A 17,334-nucleotide genomic window follows, 5' to 3' on the forward strand; every position below is an offset into this window, starting at 1 on the left:
GTTTTTTTAAAAAATAATAAATAGGTTTACGACCTCAAAATTTGAATACATGATAACCCAAATTTATATGAAGAAGTTCATTGCATTTTCAACATTATCTTTTTTACTCATCGGATGTAGTTCAGGTGATAAAGGAGAGCTGGTAGGTGTGCCCGGAAAGAAGTGGCATCCTGAAAAACCTTACGGAATGACATTAGTTCCGGGAGGAGCATACATTATGGGTAAATCAGATGATGATTTAGCCAATGTATTAGATGCTCCGACTAAAACAGTTACAGTTCGTTCTTTTTATATGGATGAAACAGAAATTACCAACAGCGAGTACAGAGAATTCGTTGAATGGGTAAAAGATTCAACCATCAGAGTTCGATTAGCTATTTTGGCTGATGAACTAGGACAAACTTCAACTACCTCCGGTAAAGGTTCCGGAAAGAAAGGTGGAGCGTCAATTGGCGATTATGCTTTTAAGGATACGGATCCTGAAAATATGACTCCTTATGATAAATATATGTATGAGAACTACTACAGCATGGGAACTGAAGAAGATCCGTATGCAGGTAGAAGACTTAATAGAAGTGTTAAGTTGCATACAGATACTTCAAAATATCCAGATGAGTATTATGTAGAGGTAATGGATTCCTTATATCTTCCGGCTTCGGAATCTTATAATGGATTGCGTACTATGGATGTTAATAAATTGAAATTCCGTTATACATGGATGGATATTCAAGCTGCTGCGAAAGCCAAAACAGGAAAACGTTCGGAATTCATCAGAAGTGAAAATGTTCCTATTTATCCTGATACAACAGCATGGATTAAAGATTTTGAATATTCTTATAATGAGCCAATGCACAATGATTATTTTTGGCATCAAGCATATAGTGATTATCCTGTAGTAGGAGTTTCATGGACGCAAGCTAAAGCATTTTGTGCTTGGAGAACATTGAAGAAGAATATTTACATCAAATCTAAAAAGAATAAAAGAGATCAAATAAATTCGTTCCGTTTACCAACAGAAGCAGAATGGGAGTATGCTGCCAGAGGTGGATTAGAATCGGCTACTTATCCTTGGGGAAGTAATTATGCTAAAAATGACAGAGCTTGTTATTTGGCTAATTTCAAGCCAAACCGTGGTGATTATGCTGCAGATGGAGCTCTTTACACAGTAGAGGCAAAATCATATGAGCCAAACAACTATAATCTTTACAATATGGCAGGAAACGTTTCAGAATGGACAGACTCTTCTTATGATGCAGCGTCATATGAGTATGTTTCAACAATGAACCCAACTGTTGGTGATTTGAAAAACAAGCGTAAAGTTATTCGTGGAGGTTCATGGAAGGATGTTGCTTATTTCCTTCAAGTAAGTTCAAGAGATTATGAATATGCTGATTCAGCAAGAAGTTATATCGGTTTTAGAACTGTTCAAGATTATATGGGAACACAAGTTACCAGAAATGCTAACAACACCGGTAGAGCAAGATAACAATTAACTAATCAAACAAACAATAAATTAAATTAACTAACTAAAAATTATTATTATGGCACTTTTAAGTAAAAAAGCAATGAATTTCGCTTACGGTATGGGAGCAGCGGTTGTTATCGTAGGAGCTTTATTTAAAATTATTCACTTTGAAATAGGACCTTTAACAGGAAACGTAATGCTTACTATCGGTCTTGTGACTGAGGCAATCATTTTCGCACTTTCTGCCTTTGAACCAGTAGACAATGAATTGGATTGGTCATTAGTATATCCTGAATTAGCAGGAGGAGAAGCAAAATCAAACAAAGCTGTTAAAGAAGATGCTCAAAGTTTATTATCACAAAAGTTAGATGCTATGTTAAAAGAAGCTAAGTTAGACGGAGAATTGATGTCTAGTTTAGGGAACAGCATTAGAAATTTTGAATCAGCAGCAAAGGGAATTGCTCCGACAGTAGATTCAATGGTAGGTCAGAAAAAATACAGCGAAGAATTGTCTATGGCAGCTGCTCAAATGGAATCTTTGAACAGTTTGTATAAAGTACAATTGGAAAGTGCATCAAGAAATGCAGAAGCTAACAAAGAAATCGCTGAAAACGCTTCAAAATTAAAAGATCAAATGCAAGCTATGACAGCTAATATTGCTTCCTTAAACAATGTTTATGGTGGAATGTTGTCTGCAATGGGAAATAAAGGATAATTAGTTTTATCAATTTAACAAACAATTTAAAAACTAATTAGAAATGGCAGGAGGAAAATTAACCCCTAGACAGAAGATGATTAACCTGATGTATTTGGTTTTCATCGCGATGTTGGCACTTAACATGTCAAAAGAAGTATTATCGGCATTTGGATTATTTAATGAGAAATTTGAAAAATCTAACATTGCTGCTGTACAAACAAATGAAGCAATTTTACAAACATTAAGTCAGAAAGCTTCCGAAGATCCTAAAAATTTCCAAGGGCCTAAGCAAACTGCTGATAAAGTAAGTACTTTAACCAAGAACTTTTATAATTATATTGGAGAATTAAAAGCAGGTATTACTGAAGGTGTTGAAGTAAATGAAGAAACAGGGAAATTACCTTATGAAGCAATGGATAAAGCAGATGCCATTGATTATACATGGTTCAAAGGTGATGGTTATACTGAAAAAGGAAAAGAAGTATTGGCAACTATTAATAAATATAGAGAAGATGTTAAGGCTGCTATCGGATCAGGTAAATATAAGTCAATTATAGCTGATTTAGATTCTAAATTCAACACTGATGATGTAAAAAATAAAGATGGTATTACAATTCCTTATTTAGATTACCATTATAGAGGATTTCCAGGTATTGCATCTTTAACTAAATTATCTGCAATGCAAAGTGATGCGAAAGCTATTGAATCAAGTTTATTGAATGCTTTAATTGGTAACACTTATGAATCTACTGCTTCTTATAGTAATTATCAAGCTATCGTAGTATTGGACAAAAATGCTTATTTTCAAGGTGAAACAGTTACTGGGAAAGTTGTATTAGGTCGTTATGATGCTAACACAACTCCTACAAAATTTGTTGGTCCAGGTAAAATTGAGAATGGTCAAGCTGTTATCTCTTTGACTGCTGGTTCAGTAGGAGAGCAAAATATTAATGGAGAATTTGTTTTCGTTGAAGATGGTAAAGAAATTCCATTAAAATTTGAAGGAAAATATGTAGTTGTTCCTCAACCAAAAGAAGCTACAATCTCAGCAGATAAAATGAATGTTGTTTATAGGGGTGTTGTAAACCCGATGACTATTTCTTTCGCGGGAGTTTCTGATAGTGATGTGTCTGCATCTGGTCCTGGCTTAACCAGAGCATCTGGTCCTGGAAAGTATAACATGAGTCCAGGACAAGGAACAGAAGCTATTATTAATGTAACTGCTAAATTGCCTGGAGGTAAGACAGCAAGCTCAAAAAAGGCATTTAGAATTAAAGGTATTCCAGCTCCTCAAGGAACTGTTAGAGGTGAATTAGGTCTTGTGAAAGGTCCTAAGAGTAGTCTTGAAGTTTCTACTGTTGGTGCTAAATTGGTTGACTTTGATTTTGAAGTTAATATTGACGTAGTTGGATTTAACATTAAAGTTACAGGACAACCTACTGTTGTAGTGCAAGGAAACAAAATGAATGCTCAAGCTGTTGCCGCTATTCAAAGAGCAGGAAGAGGTGATCAAATTACAATTTCTGAAATTAAAACCAGATTAGTTGGAGCGGATAACTATATGTTGCCAAAAACTTCACCTGTAATTTACGAAGTACAATAAAAATAAAGAGATAAGCGTTATCTTTCAAATTAACCTACAATTCTTTACATGATGAATTTAAGATATTTATTAGTAGCTCTATCGTTTGGGTTAGTAACTGTACCCACAGTTGCTCAATCCAATCTATTAAACGCTAAAACACCTGACCAAATAGGTTTAAAGACAGCGGCTCAGTTAGAGTCAGACAATGATAAACCATTAGAGTATGGTTATGTTCATGATCGCGATGTTTTAATGGGTAAAACGGTATGGGAAATCATCGATTTGGATGAGCGTATCAATTTTCCCTTGTATTTTCCTGTAGATGGTGATTTAGGACCGGATAGAAAACCTTTGTATGATGTATTGACCGAAGCAATGAAGTCAGGTAGACTTACAGAGATTTACACCGACAGTTATTTTACTGCTAAGAAATCTATGAAAGATATCGAATCAGCATTAGCTCGTAAGGATACTACTGATGCCGGTAGAGAACAATACAATGCCGGTTTACCAATATCTGAAGAATATATTGTACCCTATAACATTGAATCGTTTCACGTTTCAGATTATAAAATCAAGGGCTATTGGTATTTTGATAAACGTCAAGGTGAGTTGAAATACAGATTATTAGGTATATGTCCTGTTACTCCGGATATCTTTACCTTAGATAAGGAAGAGCAAGATTACATTGAGTTATTCTGGGTTTATTTCCCTGCAGCTCGTGAAGTTCTTCATGAATACAAAGCATTCAATGACAGAAATTCTGCTATGCCCATTACATTTGACCATTTGTTGAATTCAAGACGTTTTAACGCCGTGATTTACAGAGAAGAAAACGTATACGGTGATAGGGAAATTGAGAAGTATATGAAAGATAATGCTCTGAATCAACTTTTAGAATCTGAAAGAGTGAAAGAGAAAATCAGAAACTTTGAACAAGATATGTGGAATTATTAATTCCTAAATAAATACACTAAAAACTCTTACCAATCGGTAAGAGTTTTTTATTTTTACCACATGACAGATTATTTAATTGTAGGCTCGGGTTTGGCGGGAATCGCTTTTTCAGAAATCGCACTTAGCAATGATAAAACGATTCGGGTTTATGAAAATTATTCTCAAAATTCTTCTACTATAGCCGGTGGCTTGTACAATCCGGTTATATTGAAACGATTTAGTGAAGTTTGGAAATCGCAAGAGCAAATCGATTTAGTAAATCATTTTTATGCTGACCTGGAAACCAAATTACAAGTAAAATTGGATTTTAAAATCCCCATTTTCAGAAAGCTTTTTTCTGTTGAAGAGCAAAACAATTGGTTTGTGGCTTCAGATAAACCCAATTTGGCTCCTTTTTTAGCAACTAAATTAAATCATACCTGTTATAAGGGTATCACTTCACCCTTTGGTTATGGAGAAGTTATGCAATCCGGATATGTAGACACTGCTTTGCTGCTGCATTATTATCATGAGTTTCTGTCAAAATCTGACGTTTTAATTAAAGAAACGTTTGATTACTATGCATTGGAAGTAACTCCTGACTTTGTTATTTATAACAATGAAAAATTCAAACATGTTATTTTTGCTGAAGGTTATGGTATACATGCCAATCCCTATTTTTCACTTTTACCTTTAGATGGCACAAAAGGAGAGTTGTTAATCATAAAAGCTCCTGATTTAAAACTAGATGTTATCATCAAATCATCGGTATTTCTACTTCCGTTGGGTAATGATTTATACAAAGTTGGAGCTACTTATAATTGGGATGATAAAACACCAACACCGACTGAGGAAGGCAAACAAGAATTACTTTCTCATTTAAAAGAACTCTTGCACTGCGATTTTGAAGTTGTAAATCATCTAGCCGGAGTGCGACCCACTGTTAAAGACCGACGACCTATGGTTGGAACACACCCTAACTATTCCAACTTACATCTGTTAAACGGTCTCGGAACACGTGGCGTTATGTTAGCTCCTGCTATGGCAAAAGTGCTTTTCAATTTTATAGAAAATGAAGTACCACTTGAACCGGCGGTAGATATCAAGCGATTTAAGAAAATTAATTGGGATTAATTTGCTTTTGATTTCCAGTTTGGGTCATATTTTACAAACATGTTAATCCAGATGTTTCGTGATAATCTGAGAATTATCGGAAAAGCCAGAATTAAGGTTGCAACAATTGCTATAAAGGAATGAATCAGCCCCAAGCCGATAAACACATTTGCAATAATAAAAGCGGCAACTCCAAAAGCAATACTTATACCATAACTTACATACATTGCTCCGTAAAAGAACGAAGGTTCCATTTTATAACGTGTACCACAATGGCTACATGTTTCGTGCATTTCAAAAATTTTACCCATTTTATATGGGTTTTTTTCCAAATACATACTTTCTTCATGGCATTTAGGACAACTTCCTGTTAAAATGCTATTCAATTTGGATCCTTTTTTTAACATTTGCAAAAATTTTATACAAAGGTATCTTTTTCATAAGTTATCTCATGTAACATTTGTAACAAAATTATGCTAAACATACACAATTTATCGGTTTCCTTTGGTGGAACATTTTTATTTGAAGAAGTAACCTTTCGATTAGGTTCAGGAGACAGAGTGGGATTGGTGGGTAAGAATGGTGCCGGTAAATCAACGATGCTTAAAATATTAGCCGGTGATTTTAAACCCGATTCCGGAAGTATTGCAACCGAAAAGGAAGTGAGAATGGGCTTTCTTCGTCAGGATATTGATTTTGAGCAGGGGAGAACCGTTTTAGAAGAAGCCTATCAAGCTTTTGAAGACATAAAAAAAACAGAACGAAGAATTGATGAAATCAATCATCAATTGGCTACCCGAACTGATTATGAAAGCCAGATTTATTCTGAACTTATTGATGAACTGAGCGATGTAACTCATCATTATGAAGTTTTGGGTGGCTATAATTATGTGGGAGATACCGAAAAAATCCTATTAGGTTTAGGTTTCAAAAGAGAAGATTTTAATAACGCTACCGATACTTTTTCCGGCGGATGGCGAATGCGTATTGAATTGGCTAAATTGTTATTGCAATCCAATGACATTTTGTTGTTGGATGAGCCAACCAACCACTTGGATATTGAAAGTATTATTTGGTTGGAGAGTTTTCTTAGAAACTTTCCGGGCGTTGTAGTGATTGTATCGCACGATAAAATGTTTTTAGACAACGTTACTAACCGAACCATTGAAATCTCCTTAGGTAAAGCCTATGACTATAATAAGCCCTATTCACAGTATTTAGTCTTGCGTGAGGAAATTCGCGAAAAGCAATTGGCCACCCAAAAAAACCAAGCTAAAAAAATTGAAGAGACTGAAAAGTTGATTGAAAAGTTTCGGGCAAAAGCTTCCAAAGCCTCTATGGCTCAATCGCTTATTAAAAAATTAGATAAAGTAGAACGCATAGAAGTTGATGAGGATGACAATTCTGTGATGAACATTTCGTTTCCAGTTTCTGTGACTCCGGGACGAGTGGTTATTGAAGCCGAACACGTTACCAAAGCTTATGGCGATAAAACGATTTTAAAAGACATTTCCTTGTTGGTAGAACGTGGCAGCAAAATTGCATTTGTGGGTCAAAACGGACAAGGGAAATCTACATTTATCAAAGCCATAGTAAATGAGTTTAAGTATGAAGGAAGTATCAAGTTAGGTCACAATGTTCAATTGGGCTATTTTGCTCAAAATCAAGCCGAATATTTAGACGGCGAGATCACTTTGTTGGAGACCATGGTTAATGCCGCAACAGACAGCAATCGCTCTAAAGTTAGAGACATGTTGGGTTCGTTTTTGTTTCGTGGTGATGATGTAGAAAAGAAAGTAAAAGTGCTTTCGGGAGGTGAACGAAATCGATTGGCTTTATGTAAACTTTTATTGCAGCCCATTAATGTTTTATTGATGGATGAGCCCACCAATCACTTAGATATTAAGTCTAAAAACGTATTGAAAGCTGCATTAAATAAATTTGAAGGAACCTTGCTTTTGGTTTCTCACGACAGGGATTTTTTGCAAGGCATGGCAAACACGGTCTATGAATTTAAAGATCAAAAAATCAGAGAATATTTAGGTGATATCAACTTCTTCTTAGAACAACGCAACGCCATGAACATGCGTGAAATTGAGAAAAAAGACGTAGTTGTCAATTCCAACACCAAAGAAAACAAGTCGGTTTCCTATGAAGATCAAAAGAAAAGTAAATCACTTCAAAACCGTTTGAGCAAAATTGAAAGTCAAATCAAACAATTGGAAATTGACATTCAAAACGATGATAAAGCTTTAGCTTCCAATTATGACAAACATATTGAAGATGCCAACTTTTTTGTAGCTTATAACAAGAAAAAGAAAGAATTGGATAAACTTCTTGAAGATTGGGAAGTTGTTCAAGGCGAAATTGATAATTTGTAGCTCATCCGGCTTTCCGTTACAAGCTTTTTTGTCTTATTGTTTTTTTCTAAGCTAAAAAAGGAGCTTCCTCCGGTCGCTCTTTTTCAGCAAGAAAAAATACAACAATCCGGCAAAAGGCTTTCCACTTCAATCCGGGCTAGGGGTGTAGTGGTAAAAAAAAGTTTCAGGTTTTAAGTTTAAAGTTTTCACAAGCTTAGTGTCTTTCCTTCTTTGTGGCAAAAACCCGCAACCCGCAACTTTTAAACCTTCAACTACTTAAACGGATTTCGTTCTTTCCATTCCGTTTTAGGTTCTAAATAACAAAATAAGCGATCCATTTTTTTGTTTATCATTGCGTTTGCATGATGAATGAAGCCAAACATTTCTATAGGTTTTGCCCCAACAGAACTTTTGATTTCCAGAGCTGTTCGAGCAAAAATTATTGCTTCAAAACCTTTGTTGATCGAATAGGCAATCATGTCATAAAGCATGTTTAAATACAACATTTTTTCGCGTTGTACTTTTTCATCATAGCCCAAAAAATAGGTGTCCATTTGCGAACCATTTTTTATCAAGGTGTTGAAACCAATTAGTTGCTCTTCTTCAAAATAACCATAAAACAAAAATCGGTCATTAAGCTTTTCTTTTAATTTACTGAAGTGATTTTTTGATAAAAAGAATGTATTAAAAGGTGCATTTTGAGCCACATGACGGTACAACTTATAAATGGTTTCTTCTTTAGCGATTATTTCTTCCAAATTCATTTTTTGTTTGTGAATACCTTCCGCTTTTTTTCGGCAACGTTTGTATTGGTCGCGGTATTTTTTTGAGAGTGAAGCGATGTAATCATCAAAAGAATTCCAGTTTTGATTCACTGTAAAAACCATGTTAGGTTGTGTGGAAAACCGATACAGTTGTTTGAATTGAGGCGAAGTAAAATCGTTTATTTCTTCTTCTTCAAAATCTTTAAAGGTTGTGATGTGTACTTTTGTGCCTTTCTTTTTTAGTATTTTTTTTATTTCTTCTGACGCTTGATAAAGTAAGTGTGTTCCTTTTTTTGTCTCCAAATGTTTGTCAAAAACAAAAGCATTTTGACCGGTAAGCATATTATTTCCCAAGAATAAAACATGCGAACAAAAGTTTTTGAATATAAAATTTCTAACCGTCGTTTTAATGCATTTATCTCTTTCGCCAAACGACTCTAACTTATTTAGATTCAAAAATTGAGCGATAGAAATTCCTACCAAGTTTTTCTTTTCAAAAAAACCAATAAAAAAACAGGTCATATTGATAGGAGCCGCCTCTTCCAAAACTTCGAGATATTCTTTTGACAGGAAGATATTTGGCTTTGCTACCCTATTCCATTGCTCATCTACTTCATGCGACGATGTATAAATTTTAAAGGAATAGTTGTTTTCCAAAGGAATAGTAAGGTTTGTGATTTAAGCCAATAAAGTTAAAGTATGTTACTTGAATACAATTATTATTTAACTTTATATAAATAAAAAAATATGAAAACGTATACAGAAGTTACCGCAAAAACAGAATTAGGGTCATTAAAAAATTGGGCGTTTAAAAACGACGGTATTTTTAAGGCCTTTACCTTTAAAAATTTTTCTGAGGCTTTGGCCTTTATGGTTCAAGTAGGATTGCTGGCAGAAAAGCACAACCATCATCCGGAATGGACCAATGTGTATAACAAAGTCTCTATCCGTTTGACCACTCATGATAGTGGTGGTTTAACAGATAAAGACTTTGCTTTGGCTACAGCAATAGAAAAACTGTAATTATACCCATCCGCAAAGAATGGCACCCATGATGGTCATGGTTACCACCCAATATCCGGTATGGATAAAGATGTATTTCCAAGATTTTCTTTCAAATAATCCGTTGATTGCGATAAAAGGAAAGGCTAAAAACAACCCGGACATGAATCCGTGAAGAGCTCCGTGTTTAAATGTTCGAAATACATCACCATAATCTGCCATAAATGCTCCATAAGAAGGTTTAGCAGATTCAATCATGTCAGGTCCTCCAATCATTCCTAAAGGGCCAAATTGATGAATGCATAACACTTGAAAAATTAAGGCAAAGAATACTGAAAAGAGATACGTTAAACCGAAAATTTTCAGCATACTTCCTTTCTTCAAATCTTCTTCGGTGAGTCCCGTTTCTTTCATCCAAGCGTTGCCGAATAAAATGGGGCTGTACCAAATTGAACCGACCACTAATGTGGTTGAAGCAGCAACAAGAATTGCTATAAAATTCATTTCCATAAAGTTAACTAGTTATTGGTTAGTCTATCAAATGTAGCACAAAAATAAATAACTTGTATTTTGATGGATTTAATTTTTTTATCCAAGATTATCAGAAACTTAAACTTCCTGTTAATTCTTTTAAATTAATTTCGGTTTGTTTAGTAATCAGCTCCGCAGTTGTTAGTCGAATAACCGCATTGCCATAGTTTTCTTGTGCGGTTCTAAATTCAATAGGAGCTATTGAGCCAATTTTAAATTTTTCCAGCGTAATGTCTAAATTTTGCTTGGCTATGGCTTCGTTTTTTCTTTCCAGCTCAACTAAAGCGATGTTTGACAAATAGGATTGATATAGTGAAGCCACTTGTGATTGAATCTGTTGTGCTTGTCTTTCGATTTGTAATTGTGTGTTTTCCAATTGGATTTTAGCCACTTTTTCATTTCGATTTTGATTGAATCCGTCAAATAGATTTAATGAGGCTGTGAAGCCATAGTTGAAATTCCGACCTGTTGATTCCGTAACGAAACCAAAAGGAGTTTGCGAACGGATTAAATTGTAACCGCCGGAAAGGCTAACTATTGGATAGCGACTGGATTTGACTTGTTTTACTTCGAACTCCTGAATTTTTTTATTGATATATTGTACCTGCAGTTGTGGGTTCTGTTTTTCTGCATCGGCTATAAGAGCAGGCAGCAACAACGATTTGTCGATTACAATAACATCAGTGACTTTAAAATCAGTGTCAAGTGGTTGCACTAAAAGTTCATTCAGCATCACTTTTGCCAGTCCATATTGTTCGACCAGTTGAATTTTAGTCGATACATCGGCATTCAAATCCACTTCTGCATTCAAAACTTCCAATTTAGCCGCTTTTCCAATCGCAAATCGATTTTTTGCAGTATTTAGTCTGAATTCCGAAACCGAAATGATACTGTCTATCATTTTTAGTTGTTGCTGTTGTGTAGATAACGTAAAATAGGTTTGATATACGGCACTAACTTTGGTTAAAATGGCGAGTTTTAATTCTGTTTCCGCCAGATTTTGTAATTCTCTCAGTTGGTTGTGACGGGCAAACATTCTGAAACCGTCAAAAATTGTCCATTCAATACCCACACCATAATTCATGTTTATGTTTCTAGCTCCATCAATTTCAACTTCCTCACCGTTTGCAAATGTTTGATCGATGTTTAGAACGGTGTTGTTGTTTGTAATTGCACCGTTTATTCGTGGTAGCATTCCGGCATTACCGACCGTAACATTTGTTTCATCAATTTTAAGTTCATTTTTAGCAATTCGAATATCAAAATTGTTTTCTAATGTTTTAGCGATCGCCTCTTCGAGGGTTAAGACAGTCTGACCATTGAGCCAAACCGGAATTCCCAAAGCAAATAGAAGTATATAATGTATTTTTTTCATGTACCTAAATTAAACGGACTCTTTGTCATATTGGTCCAGCATATCCAATTCTTTTTTGTGTTTTTTCTCTCTTGACCACATTAAATAAACAGCCGGAATTACATACAGTGTCAAGATTAGTGAGAAAATAGTTCCCCCAACAATTACGATACCCATTCCCATTCTGCTTTGTGATGCCGCTCCAATAGAAACTGCAATTGGCATGGCACCTAAAGCTAACGTTAAACTGGTCATTAAAATAGGTCGCAATCTGGATTCTGAGGCTTCCATAATGGCATCGTATTTTGATTTGCCTTGTTCTCGCAATTGGTTGGCAAATTCAACAATTAGAATTCCATTTTTGGTTACTAAACCAATCAGCATGACGGTTCCAATTTGACTAAATATATTCCATGTTTGACCAAATAGCCAAAGTGAAAATAAGGCTCCTGCAACCGCCATTGGTACCGTTAAGATAATGATGAACGGATCAATAAAACTTTCAAATTGTCCGGCTAAGATGAGGAAAATCAACAATAACGCTAATCCAAAAGCAAACATGGTGTTCGAATTGCTTTCTGCGAAGTCACGAGATTCTCCCCCTAAATCTGTAGTAAAGGTATCATCCAGCACTTTGTCTTTTATGCGTTCCATGGCTTCAATTCCATCGCCAATACTTTTTCCCGGAGCTAATCCGGCTGAAACAGTAGCCGACATGTATCGGTTGTTGTGAAATAGTTGCGGCGGACTGCTTTGTTCTTCGACGGTAACCACATTGTCTAATTGAATTAAATTTCCCGCATTATTTCGAACAAAAATGGATGTAACATCCAAAGGTTGGTTCCTGTCTTTTTTATCAAATTGACCAATTACTTGGTATTGTTTTCCATTCATTAAAAAGTAACCAAAACGTTGTCCACTTAATGAAAGTTGGATTGTTTGGGCTACATCCAATACAGAAACACCTAATGATTCTGCTTTTTCACGATCAATGGTAATATAAATTTCCGGTTTGTTGAATTTTAAATTTACATCTGTTATTGAAAACGTAGGGTCCTTGGATGCTTCTTCCATGAATTCCGGAATTTTTTCTTCCAGCATTTCAAAGTTTTTTGCTTGAATAATAAACTGCACGGGTAAACCGCCCCGTCTGTTTACAGAAATAGTAGGTTGTTCAGAAACCGATGTTTTGGCATCGTTGTAGTTTTTAGTTAAACCGGTCAACTTTTGAGCAATTTCTTTTTGAGAACGTTCTCTGTCATCCGGGTCAATTAGAGAAAGTCTGGCAAACCCACGGTTAACCGAACCGGCACTAAATCCGGGAGATGTAACAATCAAACTCACTTTCTTTTCCGGGATAGAATCGGTTATCAACTCTGATATTTCCTGCATGAAGCGGTCCATGTAGTCATAAGTGGCTCCCTCAGGACCAGTTACATTTAGTAAAATCATACTTCTATCGTCATAAGGAGCTGTTTCTTTTTGAAGTGAAACATAAAATAAAGCCGAAAGCCCTAAACAAGCAATCAAAATTGGAAAACTCAGCCATTTCTTTTTCATGAATTTTTCTAAAGTAGACGCGTAGCCTTTGTTTAGGTTTTCATAGAATGGCTCCGTCATTTCATAAAATTTTGAACGTTTTTGTTTACCACCTTTCATTAAATACGCATTTAACATTGGGGTTAAACTCAAGGATACAAAGGCTGATATGAGGACGGCTGCTCCAATGACAATCCCAAATTCTCGAAACAGTCGTCCGACAAAACCTTCTAAAAATATGATGGGGAGAAAAACTGCAGCCAGTGTAATTGAAATTGAAATAACTGCAAAAAATATTTCATTAGAACCTTTAATTGCGGCTTCAATGGGCGACATGCCTTCTTCTACTTTTTTGAAAATGTTTTCGGTTACTACAATTCCATCATCCACAACGAGTCCTGTTGCTAAAACAATTGCTAATAGCGTTAGTACGTTGATTGAAAAGCCACAGATATACATGATGAAAAAGGTAGCCATCAAGGAAACAGGAATGTCTATTAATGGTCGAATTGCAATTGCCCAATCTCTAAAAAACAAATAAATCACTAACGTTACTAAAATCAATGCAATCAATAGTGTTTCTGCCACCTCAAGAATTGCTTTTTTGATAAATAGCGTGGTATCTATGGCTACATTGAGTTCAAAATCTTTGGGTAAATCTTTTTTTAGTTGTTCGTATTGTTTATAAAATTCTTCTGAAATATCCAAATAATTGGTTCCCGGTTGTGGTGTTATCGCCAATCCTATCATGGTTTGCCCGGCATCACTTAATCGGGTTTCCAAATTTTCTGCTTCGAGACTTGCTTTAGCCACATCGCTTAGCTTGACAATTTTATCTCCTTCTGATTTTATAATGATATTATTAAAATCTTCTTCAGTTGACAGATTTCCGAGGGTTTTTACGGATAGTTCTGTATTGTCACCTGTTAGTTTACCTGATGGGAGTTCCACATTTTGATTGTTCAATGCGGTTAAAACGTCTGAAGCTGTGCAACCGTAAGCGGCTAATTTCACGGGATCAATCCAAAGCCGCATGGCATATTTTCGTTCTCCCCAAATCCGTACACTACTTACCCCAGGAATGGTTTGGAGCCGTTGTAGAATTACATTTTCGGCATAATCAGTGAGTTCCAAAACGTTTTTGTTTTCACTTTTCATGGTCATGGTCAAAATCGGGTCGGAGTCTGCATCTGCTTTTGAAACCACCGGAGGAGCCGTTAAATCTTGTGGTAAGCTTCTTATGGCTTGCGAAACTTTATCACGAACATCATTTGCTGCTTCTTCAAGATTTTTATCTAAATTAAATTCGATAGAAATCACACTTGTACCTTGAGCACTTGTTGAAGAAATGTTTCGAATTCCGTCAATTGAATTGATGGCTTTTTCGAGCGGTTCTGTGATTTGGGATTCAATGATGTCTGCATTTGCTCCGGTATAGCTTGTTTGCACTGTAATTTGTGCCGGATCAATGGATGGGAATTCGCGAACGCCCAAATAGGTAAATCCAATAATTCCGAATAACAGAATTATCAAATTCATGACTATAGCTAAAACAGGTCGCTTGATGCTTAAGGTTGATAAACTCATGCGATTTAGTTTTTAGATAGATTAACTTTTACATCACTACCCACTTTAACGGCCATTATTCCTGAGGTAATAAGTGTATCGCCAATTTTTAAACCCGCTGTGACTAAAATTTCTTTTTCGTTACGATTTCCCGTTTCTATAATTACTTCTTTGGCTTTTCCATTTTCTACAATGAAAACCTTTTTTCCATTTTGAATGGGGATGATTGCTTCTGTTGGAATTAAAATAGCATCATCAAGATTTTCCAGTGGTAGAGCTATGTTGGCAAAAGTTCCCGGGATTAATTTGCCTTCTTTGTTGTCTGCGATGGCTCGTATTTGTAACGTTCTTGTTGTTTCTTCCACGGCAGGTTCGATGGCATATATTTTGGCGGTATAGGATTCTTTTCCCGCAGCAGTTGTAAAACTTAAATTCGTATTATTTTTTATGAGCGATGCATATTTTTCCGGGATTGAAAAAGTAATTTTAACTTGTGTATTGTTCACTAATTTGGCTATTAAGGTAGTTGGTGTCACATACGTTCCCGGAGAAATTGATCGCAAACCAATTCTGCCTGAAAAAGGAGCTACAATGGATGTTCTGGCAATTTGAGCCTGAATTAATTGCGTTTGAGCTTTTGTTGACATGAATTCTGCTGCTGCGATTTCATATTCTTCTTGGCTAATTGCTTCTTTTTCCAAAAGCAATTTGGCTCTTCTTTCATTTTCGGCCGCCAAAGACTGCCCTGTTTTGGCTTGAGACAGTTGGGCTCTTAATTCTATGTCATTTACTTTAATTAATTGTTGTCCTTTATTTACAAAAGCTCCTTCTTTAAAGAAAATACCTTGTACCACACCTGACACCTCACTTCGTAACTCTATTTGCTCATTTGCATCAATACTTCCGGAAAGTGTTAATTCGTTAGCGAATTTCTTGGGTGTTAGCACTAACCCATTTACATTGGTTATTGCTTTTGCAACTGGGCCTTTTGCATTTGTACTCTCATTTTTGTTTTTATTGGCTATAATTCGATACGTAATCAAAGCTATTAATCCTGCGATTAAAGCCAGTACTATTATATTTTTAAGTTTCATTAAATTTTTTTTAGTTACGCTTTGCTACGTGAGTTTAGTTGTTGTCAAATTTAATTTTTATAATTTTAAAAGCTTTTCTAGTTAATTTTTATTTAACATTTGATTAGTGACTAGTGACTAGTGATTAGTGTTCTTAATTGGATTTAAAAAAGTTTAAAGAAGATAACACAATTGTTTACAAGGGGTTAGTGCTTTATTTTTTTTGCGTTTTACAAATAAGTGAATTTTTTCTACAAAGCACAAATAAATGTAGGATTATATCTTGTTAAATTAAATAAAAGTGCATTTCATCGATTATATTTGCACATAAACGATTAATTGTTGTATGTTTACCCTGTTTTAGAACCCAAATCTACTATAAACATGAAAAAAATTACTACACTTTTGTTAAGTTTGCTTGCTATTTCAGCAATAGCTGAAGTTTCCCCTACTGAAAAGGCGGCTTTGTTACAGTTTTATGAAGCTACAAATGGGAGGCAATGGAAAACTACTTGGGACATTTCAGGTCCTGTAGAAAACTTTTATGGTGTTACTATAGAAAATGATAAGGTTGTTGGTATTTCTTTGCCTAATAACAATATCAGTGGCCAATTTCCGGAAGTTTTAACCCAACTTACTTCTTTAGAAACATTAAATCTATTCAGAAACGATCTTAGCGGAAGCCTTCCTACATCTATTGGGAATTTAACTTCGTTAAAGCACTTGAATATTTCCTTCAATAAGTTAACCGGTACGCTTCCTGTTAGTATCGCTAAGCTTACTAATTTGGAAAGTATGGAGTTGTATATGAACAATTTAACCGGATCTATTCCTTCTGAAATTGGACAATTGAAAAAATTAGAAAACCTTTCTTTGTTTAACAACAGTTTGGAAGGTGAGTTACCAACGCAGCTTTATGCGTTAACGCAATTGAAAGTGTTGATGTTGAGCAGCAACAACTTTTCAGGTCGTTTGAGTTATGAGATTGAGAATTTAAAGCAACTTGAAAACTTGAGTTTGTTTGAAAATAATTTCATTGGGCAAGTGCCTTTTGAAATTGAGAAATTAAAGAACTTAAAAGAGCTTAATATCTCTTATAACAAGTTTACCGGTTTGATTTCGTATGCTATGGCCAGTAAAGATTCTTTTCAAATGACGATGTTGGATGATAAAGGTCTTGCTGTTAAGTTACGTCTTTTATCTGATGCTACGGGATTAGTGGGTACGCCTGATTAAAACCATTATACTACTATATTTAACCTCGTTATTTTTATAGCGGGGTTTTTTTTTGGCAATAGGCAATAGGCAATAGGCAAAGGGCAATAGGCAAAGGGCAAAAGGCAAAAGGC

General features: G+C 35.3%; 14 protein-coding genes. 8 read left to right on the forward strand and 6 right to left on the reverse strand.

Annotated features, from left to right (window positions below; all coding sequences use genetic code 11):
* Positions 1 to 67 precede the first annotated feature (67 nt).
* From porK to IEV15_RS00695, 5 genes are read left to right on the forward strand one after another with little or no spacing between them, the layout of a single operon-like run.
* Positions 68 to 1,486 carry a T9SS ring complex lipoprotein PorK/GldK gene (gene porK, locus IEV15_RS00675; RefSeq protein WP_188360919.1) on the forward strand — a complete coding sequence of 473 codons (1,419 nt, stop codon included), beginning with the start codon at positions 68 to 70 and terminating at the stop codon, positions 1,484 to 1,486.
* Positions 1,487 to 1,541: 55 nt separating this feature from the next.
* Positions 1,542 to 2,180, forward strand: coding sequence for a type IX secretion system motor protein PorL/GldL (porL, locus tag IEV15_RS00680; RefSeq protein WP_188360569.1), 639 nt, complete (start codon positions 1,542 to 1,544; stop codon positions 2,178 to 2,180).
* A 43-nt stretch (positions 2,181 to 2,223) separates the two neighbouring features.
* Complete coding sequence (gene porM / locus IEV15_RS00685; RefSeq protein WP_188360570.1) at positions 2,224 to 3,765, forward strand: type IX secretion system motor protein PorM/GldM; 1,542 nt, start codon at positions 2,224 to 2,226, stop codon at positions 3,763 to 3,765.
* Positions 3,766 to 3,816: 51 nt separating this feature from the next.
* Positions 3,817 to 4,704: a type IX secretion system ring subunit PorN/GldN gene (gene porN, locus IEV15_RS00690; protein ID WP_188360920.1), complete on the forward strand. Its 888-nt coding sequence runs from the start codon at positions 3,817 to 3,819 to the stop codon at positions 4,702 to 4,704.
* A gap of 60 nt (positions 4,705 to 4,764) precedes the next feature.
* Positions 4,765 to 5,817, forward strand: a complete 1,053-nt coding sequence (locus IEV15_RS00695; RefSeq protein ID WP_188360571.1) for an NAD(P)/FAD-dependent oxidoreductase — start codon at positions 4,765 to 4,767, stop codon at positions 5,815 to 5,817.
* On the opposite strand, the gene IEV15_RS00700 is transcribed toward IEV15_RS00695, so the two are convergent.
* Positions 5,814 to 6,203, reverse strand: coding sequence for a DUF983 domain-containing protein (locus IEV15_RS00700; RefSeq protein WP_188360572.1), 390 nt, complete (start codon positions 6,201 to 6,203; stop codon positions 5,814 to 5,816). The genes IEV15_RS00695 and IEV15_RS00700 overlap by 4 nt on opposite strands.
* A 66-nt stretch (positions 6,204 to 6,269) precedes the next feature.
* On the opposite strand from IEV15_RS00700, the gene IEV15_RS00705 reads away from it, so the two are divergent.
* Positions 6,270 to 8,177: an ABC-F family ATP-binding cassette domain-containing protein gene (locus IEV15_RS00705; protein ID WP_188360573.1), complete on the forward strand. Its 1,908-nt coding sequence runs from the start codon at positions 6,270 to 6,272 to the stop codon at positions 8,175 to 8,177.
* 251 nt (positions 8,178 to 8,428) lie between these two features.
* Here IEV15_RS00705 and IEV15_RS00710 read toward each other — a convergent pair whose 3' ends face one another.
* Positions 8,429 to 9,577, reverse strand: coding sequence for a peptidogalycan biosysnthesis protein (locus IEV15_RS00710; RefSeq protein ID WP_188360574.1), 1,149 nt, complete (start codon positions 9,575 to 9,577; stop codon positions 8,429 to 8,431).
* 90 nt (positions 9,578 to 9,667) lie between these two features.
* On the opposite strand from IEV15_RS00710, the gene IEV15_RS00715 reads away from it, so the two are divergent.
* On the forward strand, positions 9,668 to 9,943 hold the full coding sequence (locus tag IEV15_RS00715; RefSeq protein ID WP_188360575.1) for a 4a-hydroxytetrahydrobiopterin dehydratase: 276 nt from the start codon (positions 9,668 to 9,670) through the stop codon (positions 9,941 to 9,943).
* On the opposite strand, the gene IEV15_RS00720 is transcribed toward IEV15_RS00715, so the two are convergent.
* The 4 genes from IEV15_RS00720 to IEV15_RS00735 form a co-directional block, all read right to left on the reverse strand.
* Positions 9,944 to 10,426 (reverse strand): DUF1761 domain-containing protein, encoded by a 483-nt coding sequence (locus tag IEV15_RS00720; RefSeq protein WP_308418825.1) that lies wholly within the window; start codon positions 10,424 to 10,426, stop codon positions 9,944 to 9,946.
* Positions 10,427 to 10,523: 97 nt separating this feature from the next.
* The gene (locus tag IEV15_RS00725; protein ID WP_188360577.1) at positions 10,524 to 11,828 is read right to left on the reverse strand and encodes a TolC family protein; all 1,305 of its coding nucleotides are present in this window, start codon (positions 11,826 to 11,828) and stop codon (positions 10,524 to 10,526) included.
* Between the two features lie 9 nt (positions 11,829 to 11,837).
* Positions 11,838 to 14,933, reverse strand: a complete 3,096-nt coding sequence (locus IEV15_RS00730; protein WP_188360578.1) for an efflux RND transporter permease subunit — start codon at positions 14,931 to 14,933, stop codon at positions 11,838 to 11,840.
* Positions 14,934 to 14,938: 5 nt separating this feature from the next.
* Positions 14,939 to 16,006, reverse strand: a complete 1,068-nt coding sequence (locus IEV15_RS00735) for an efflux RND transporter periplasmic adaptor subunit (RefSeq protein WP_188360579.1) — start codon at positions 16,004 to 16,006, stop codon at positions 14,939 to 14,941.
* Positions 16,007 to 16,369: 363 nt separating this feature from the next.
* Here IEV15_RS00735 and IEV15_RS00740 point away from each other — a divergent pair, with 363 nt between their 5' ends.
* The gene (locus IEV15_RS00740) at positions 16,370 to 17,221 is read left to right on the forward strand and encodes a leucine-rich repeat domain-containing protein (RefSeq protein WP_188360580.1); all 852 of its coding nucleotides are present in this window, start codon (positions 16,370 to 16,372) and stop codon (positions 17,219 to 17,221) included.
* Positions 17,222 to 17,334: the final 113 nt, after the last annotated feature.

Source organism: Flavobacterium orientale (assembly GCF_014638005.1).
Taxonomy (GTDB): Bacteria; Bacteroidota; Bacteroidia; order Flavobacteriales; family Flavobacteriaceae; genus Flavobacterium; species Flavobacterium orientale.

Excerpts from the sequence above, each read along its gene's own strand:
- IEV15_RS00700 (WP_188360572.1), bottom strand. The coding sequence starts at position 6,203 with ATGTTAAAAAAAGGATCCAAATTGAATAGCATTTTAACAGGAAGTTGT.
- IEV15_RS00715 (WP_188360575.1), top strand. The coding sequence starts at position 9,668 with ATGAAAACGTATACAGAAGTTACCGCAAAAACAGAATTAGGGTCATTA.
- IEV15_RS00695 (WP_188360571.1), top strand. The coding sequence starts at position 4,765 with ATGACAGATTATTTAATTGTAGGCTCGGGTTTGGCGGGAATCGCTTTT.
- porL (WP_188360569.1), top strand. The coding sequence starts at position 1,542 with ATGGCACTTTTAAGTAAAAAAGCAATGAATTTCGCTTACGGTATGGGA.
- IEV15_RS00725 (WP_188360577.1), bottom strand. The coding sequence starts at position 11,828 with ATGAAAAAAATACATTATATACTTCTATTTGCTTTGGGAATTCCGGTT.
- porN (WP_188360920.1), top strand. The coding sequence starts at position 3,817 with ATGAATTTAAGATATTTATTAGTAGCTCTATCGTTTGGGTTAGTAACT.
- IEV15_RS00720 (WP_308418825.1), bottom strand. The coding sequence starts at position 10,426 with ATGAATTTTATAGCAATTCTTGTTGCTGCTTCAACCACATTAGTGGTC.
- porK (WP_188360919.1), top strand. The coding sequence starts at position 68 with ATGAAGAAGTTCATTGCATTTTCAACATTATCTTTTTTACTCATCGGA.
- IEV15_RS00730 (WP_188360578.1), bottom strand. The coding sequence starts at position 14,933 with ATGAGTTTATCAACCTTAAGCATCAAGCGACCTGTTTTAGCTATAGTC.
- IEV15_RS00740 (WP_188360580.1), top strand. The coding sequence starts at position 16,370 with ATGAAAAAAATTACTACACTTTTGTTAAGTTTGCTTGCTATTTCAGCA.
- IEV15_RS00705 (WP_188360573.1), top strand. The coding sequence starts at position 6,270 with ATGCTAAACATACACAATTTATCGGTTTCCTTTGGTGGAACATTTTTA.
- porM (WP_188360570.1), top strand. The coding sequence starts at position 2,224 with ATGGCAGGAGGAAAATTAACCCCTAGACAGAAGATGATTAACCTGATG.
- IEV15_RS00735 (WP_188360579.1), bottom strand. The coding sequence starts at position 16,006 with ATGAAACTTAAAAATATAATAGTACTGGCTTTAATCGCAGGATTAATA.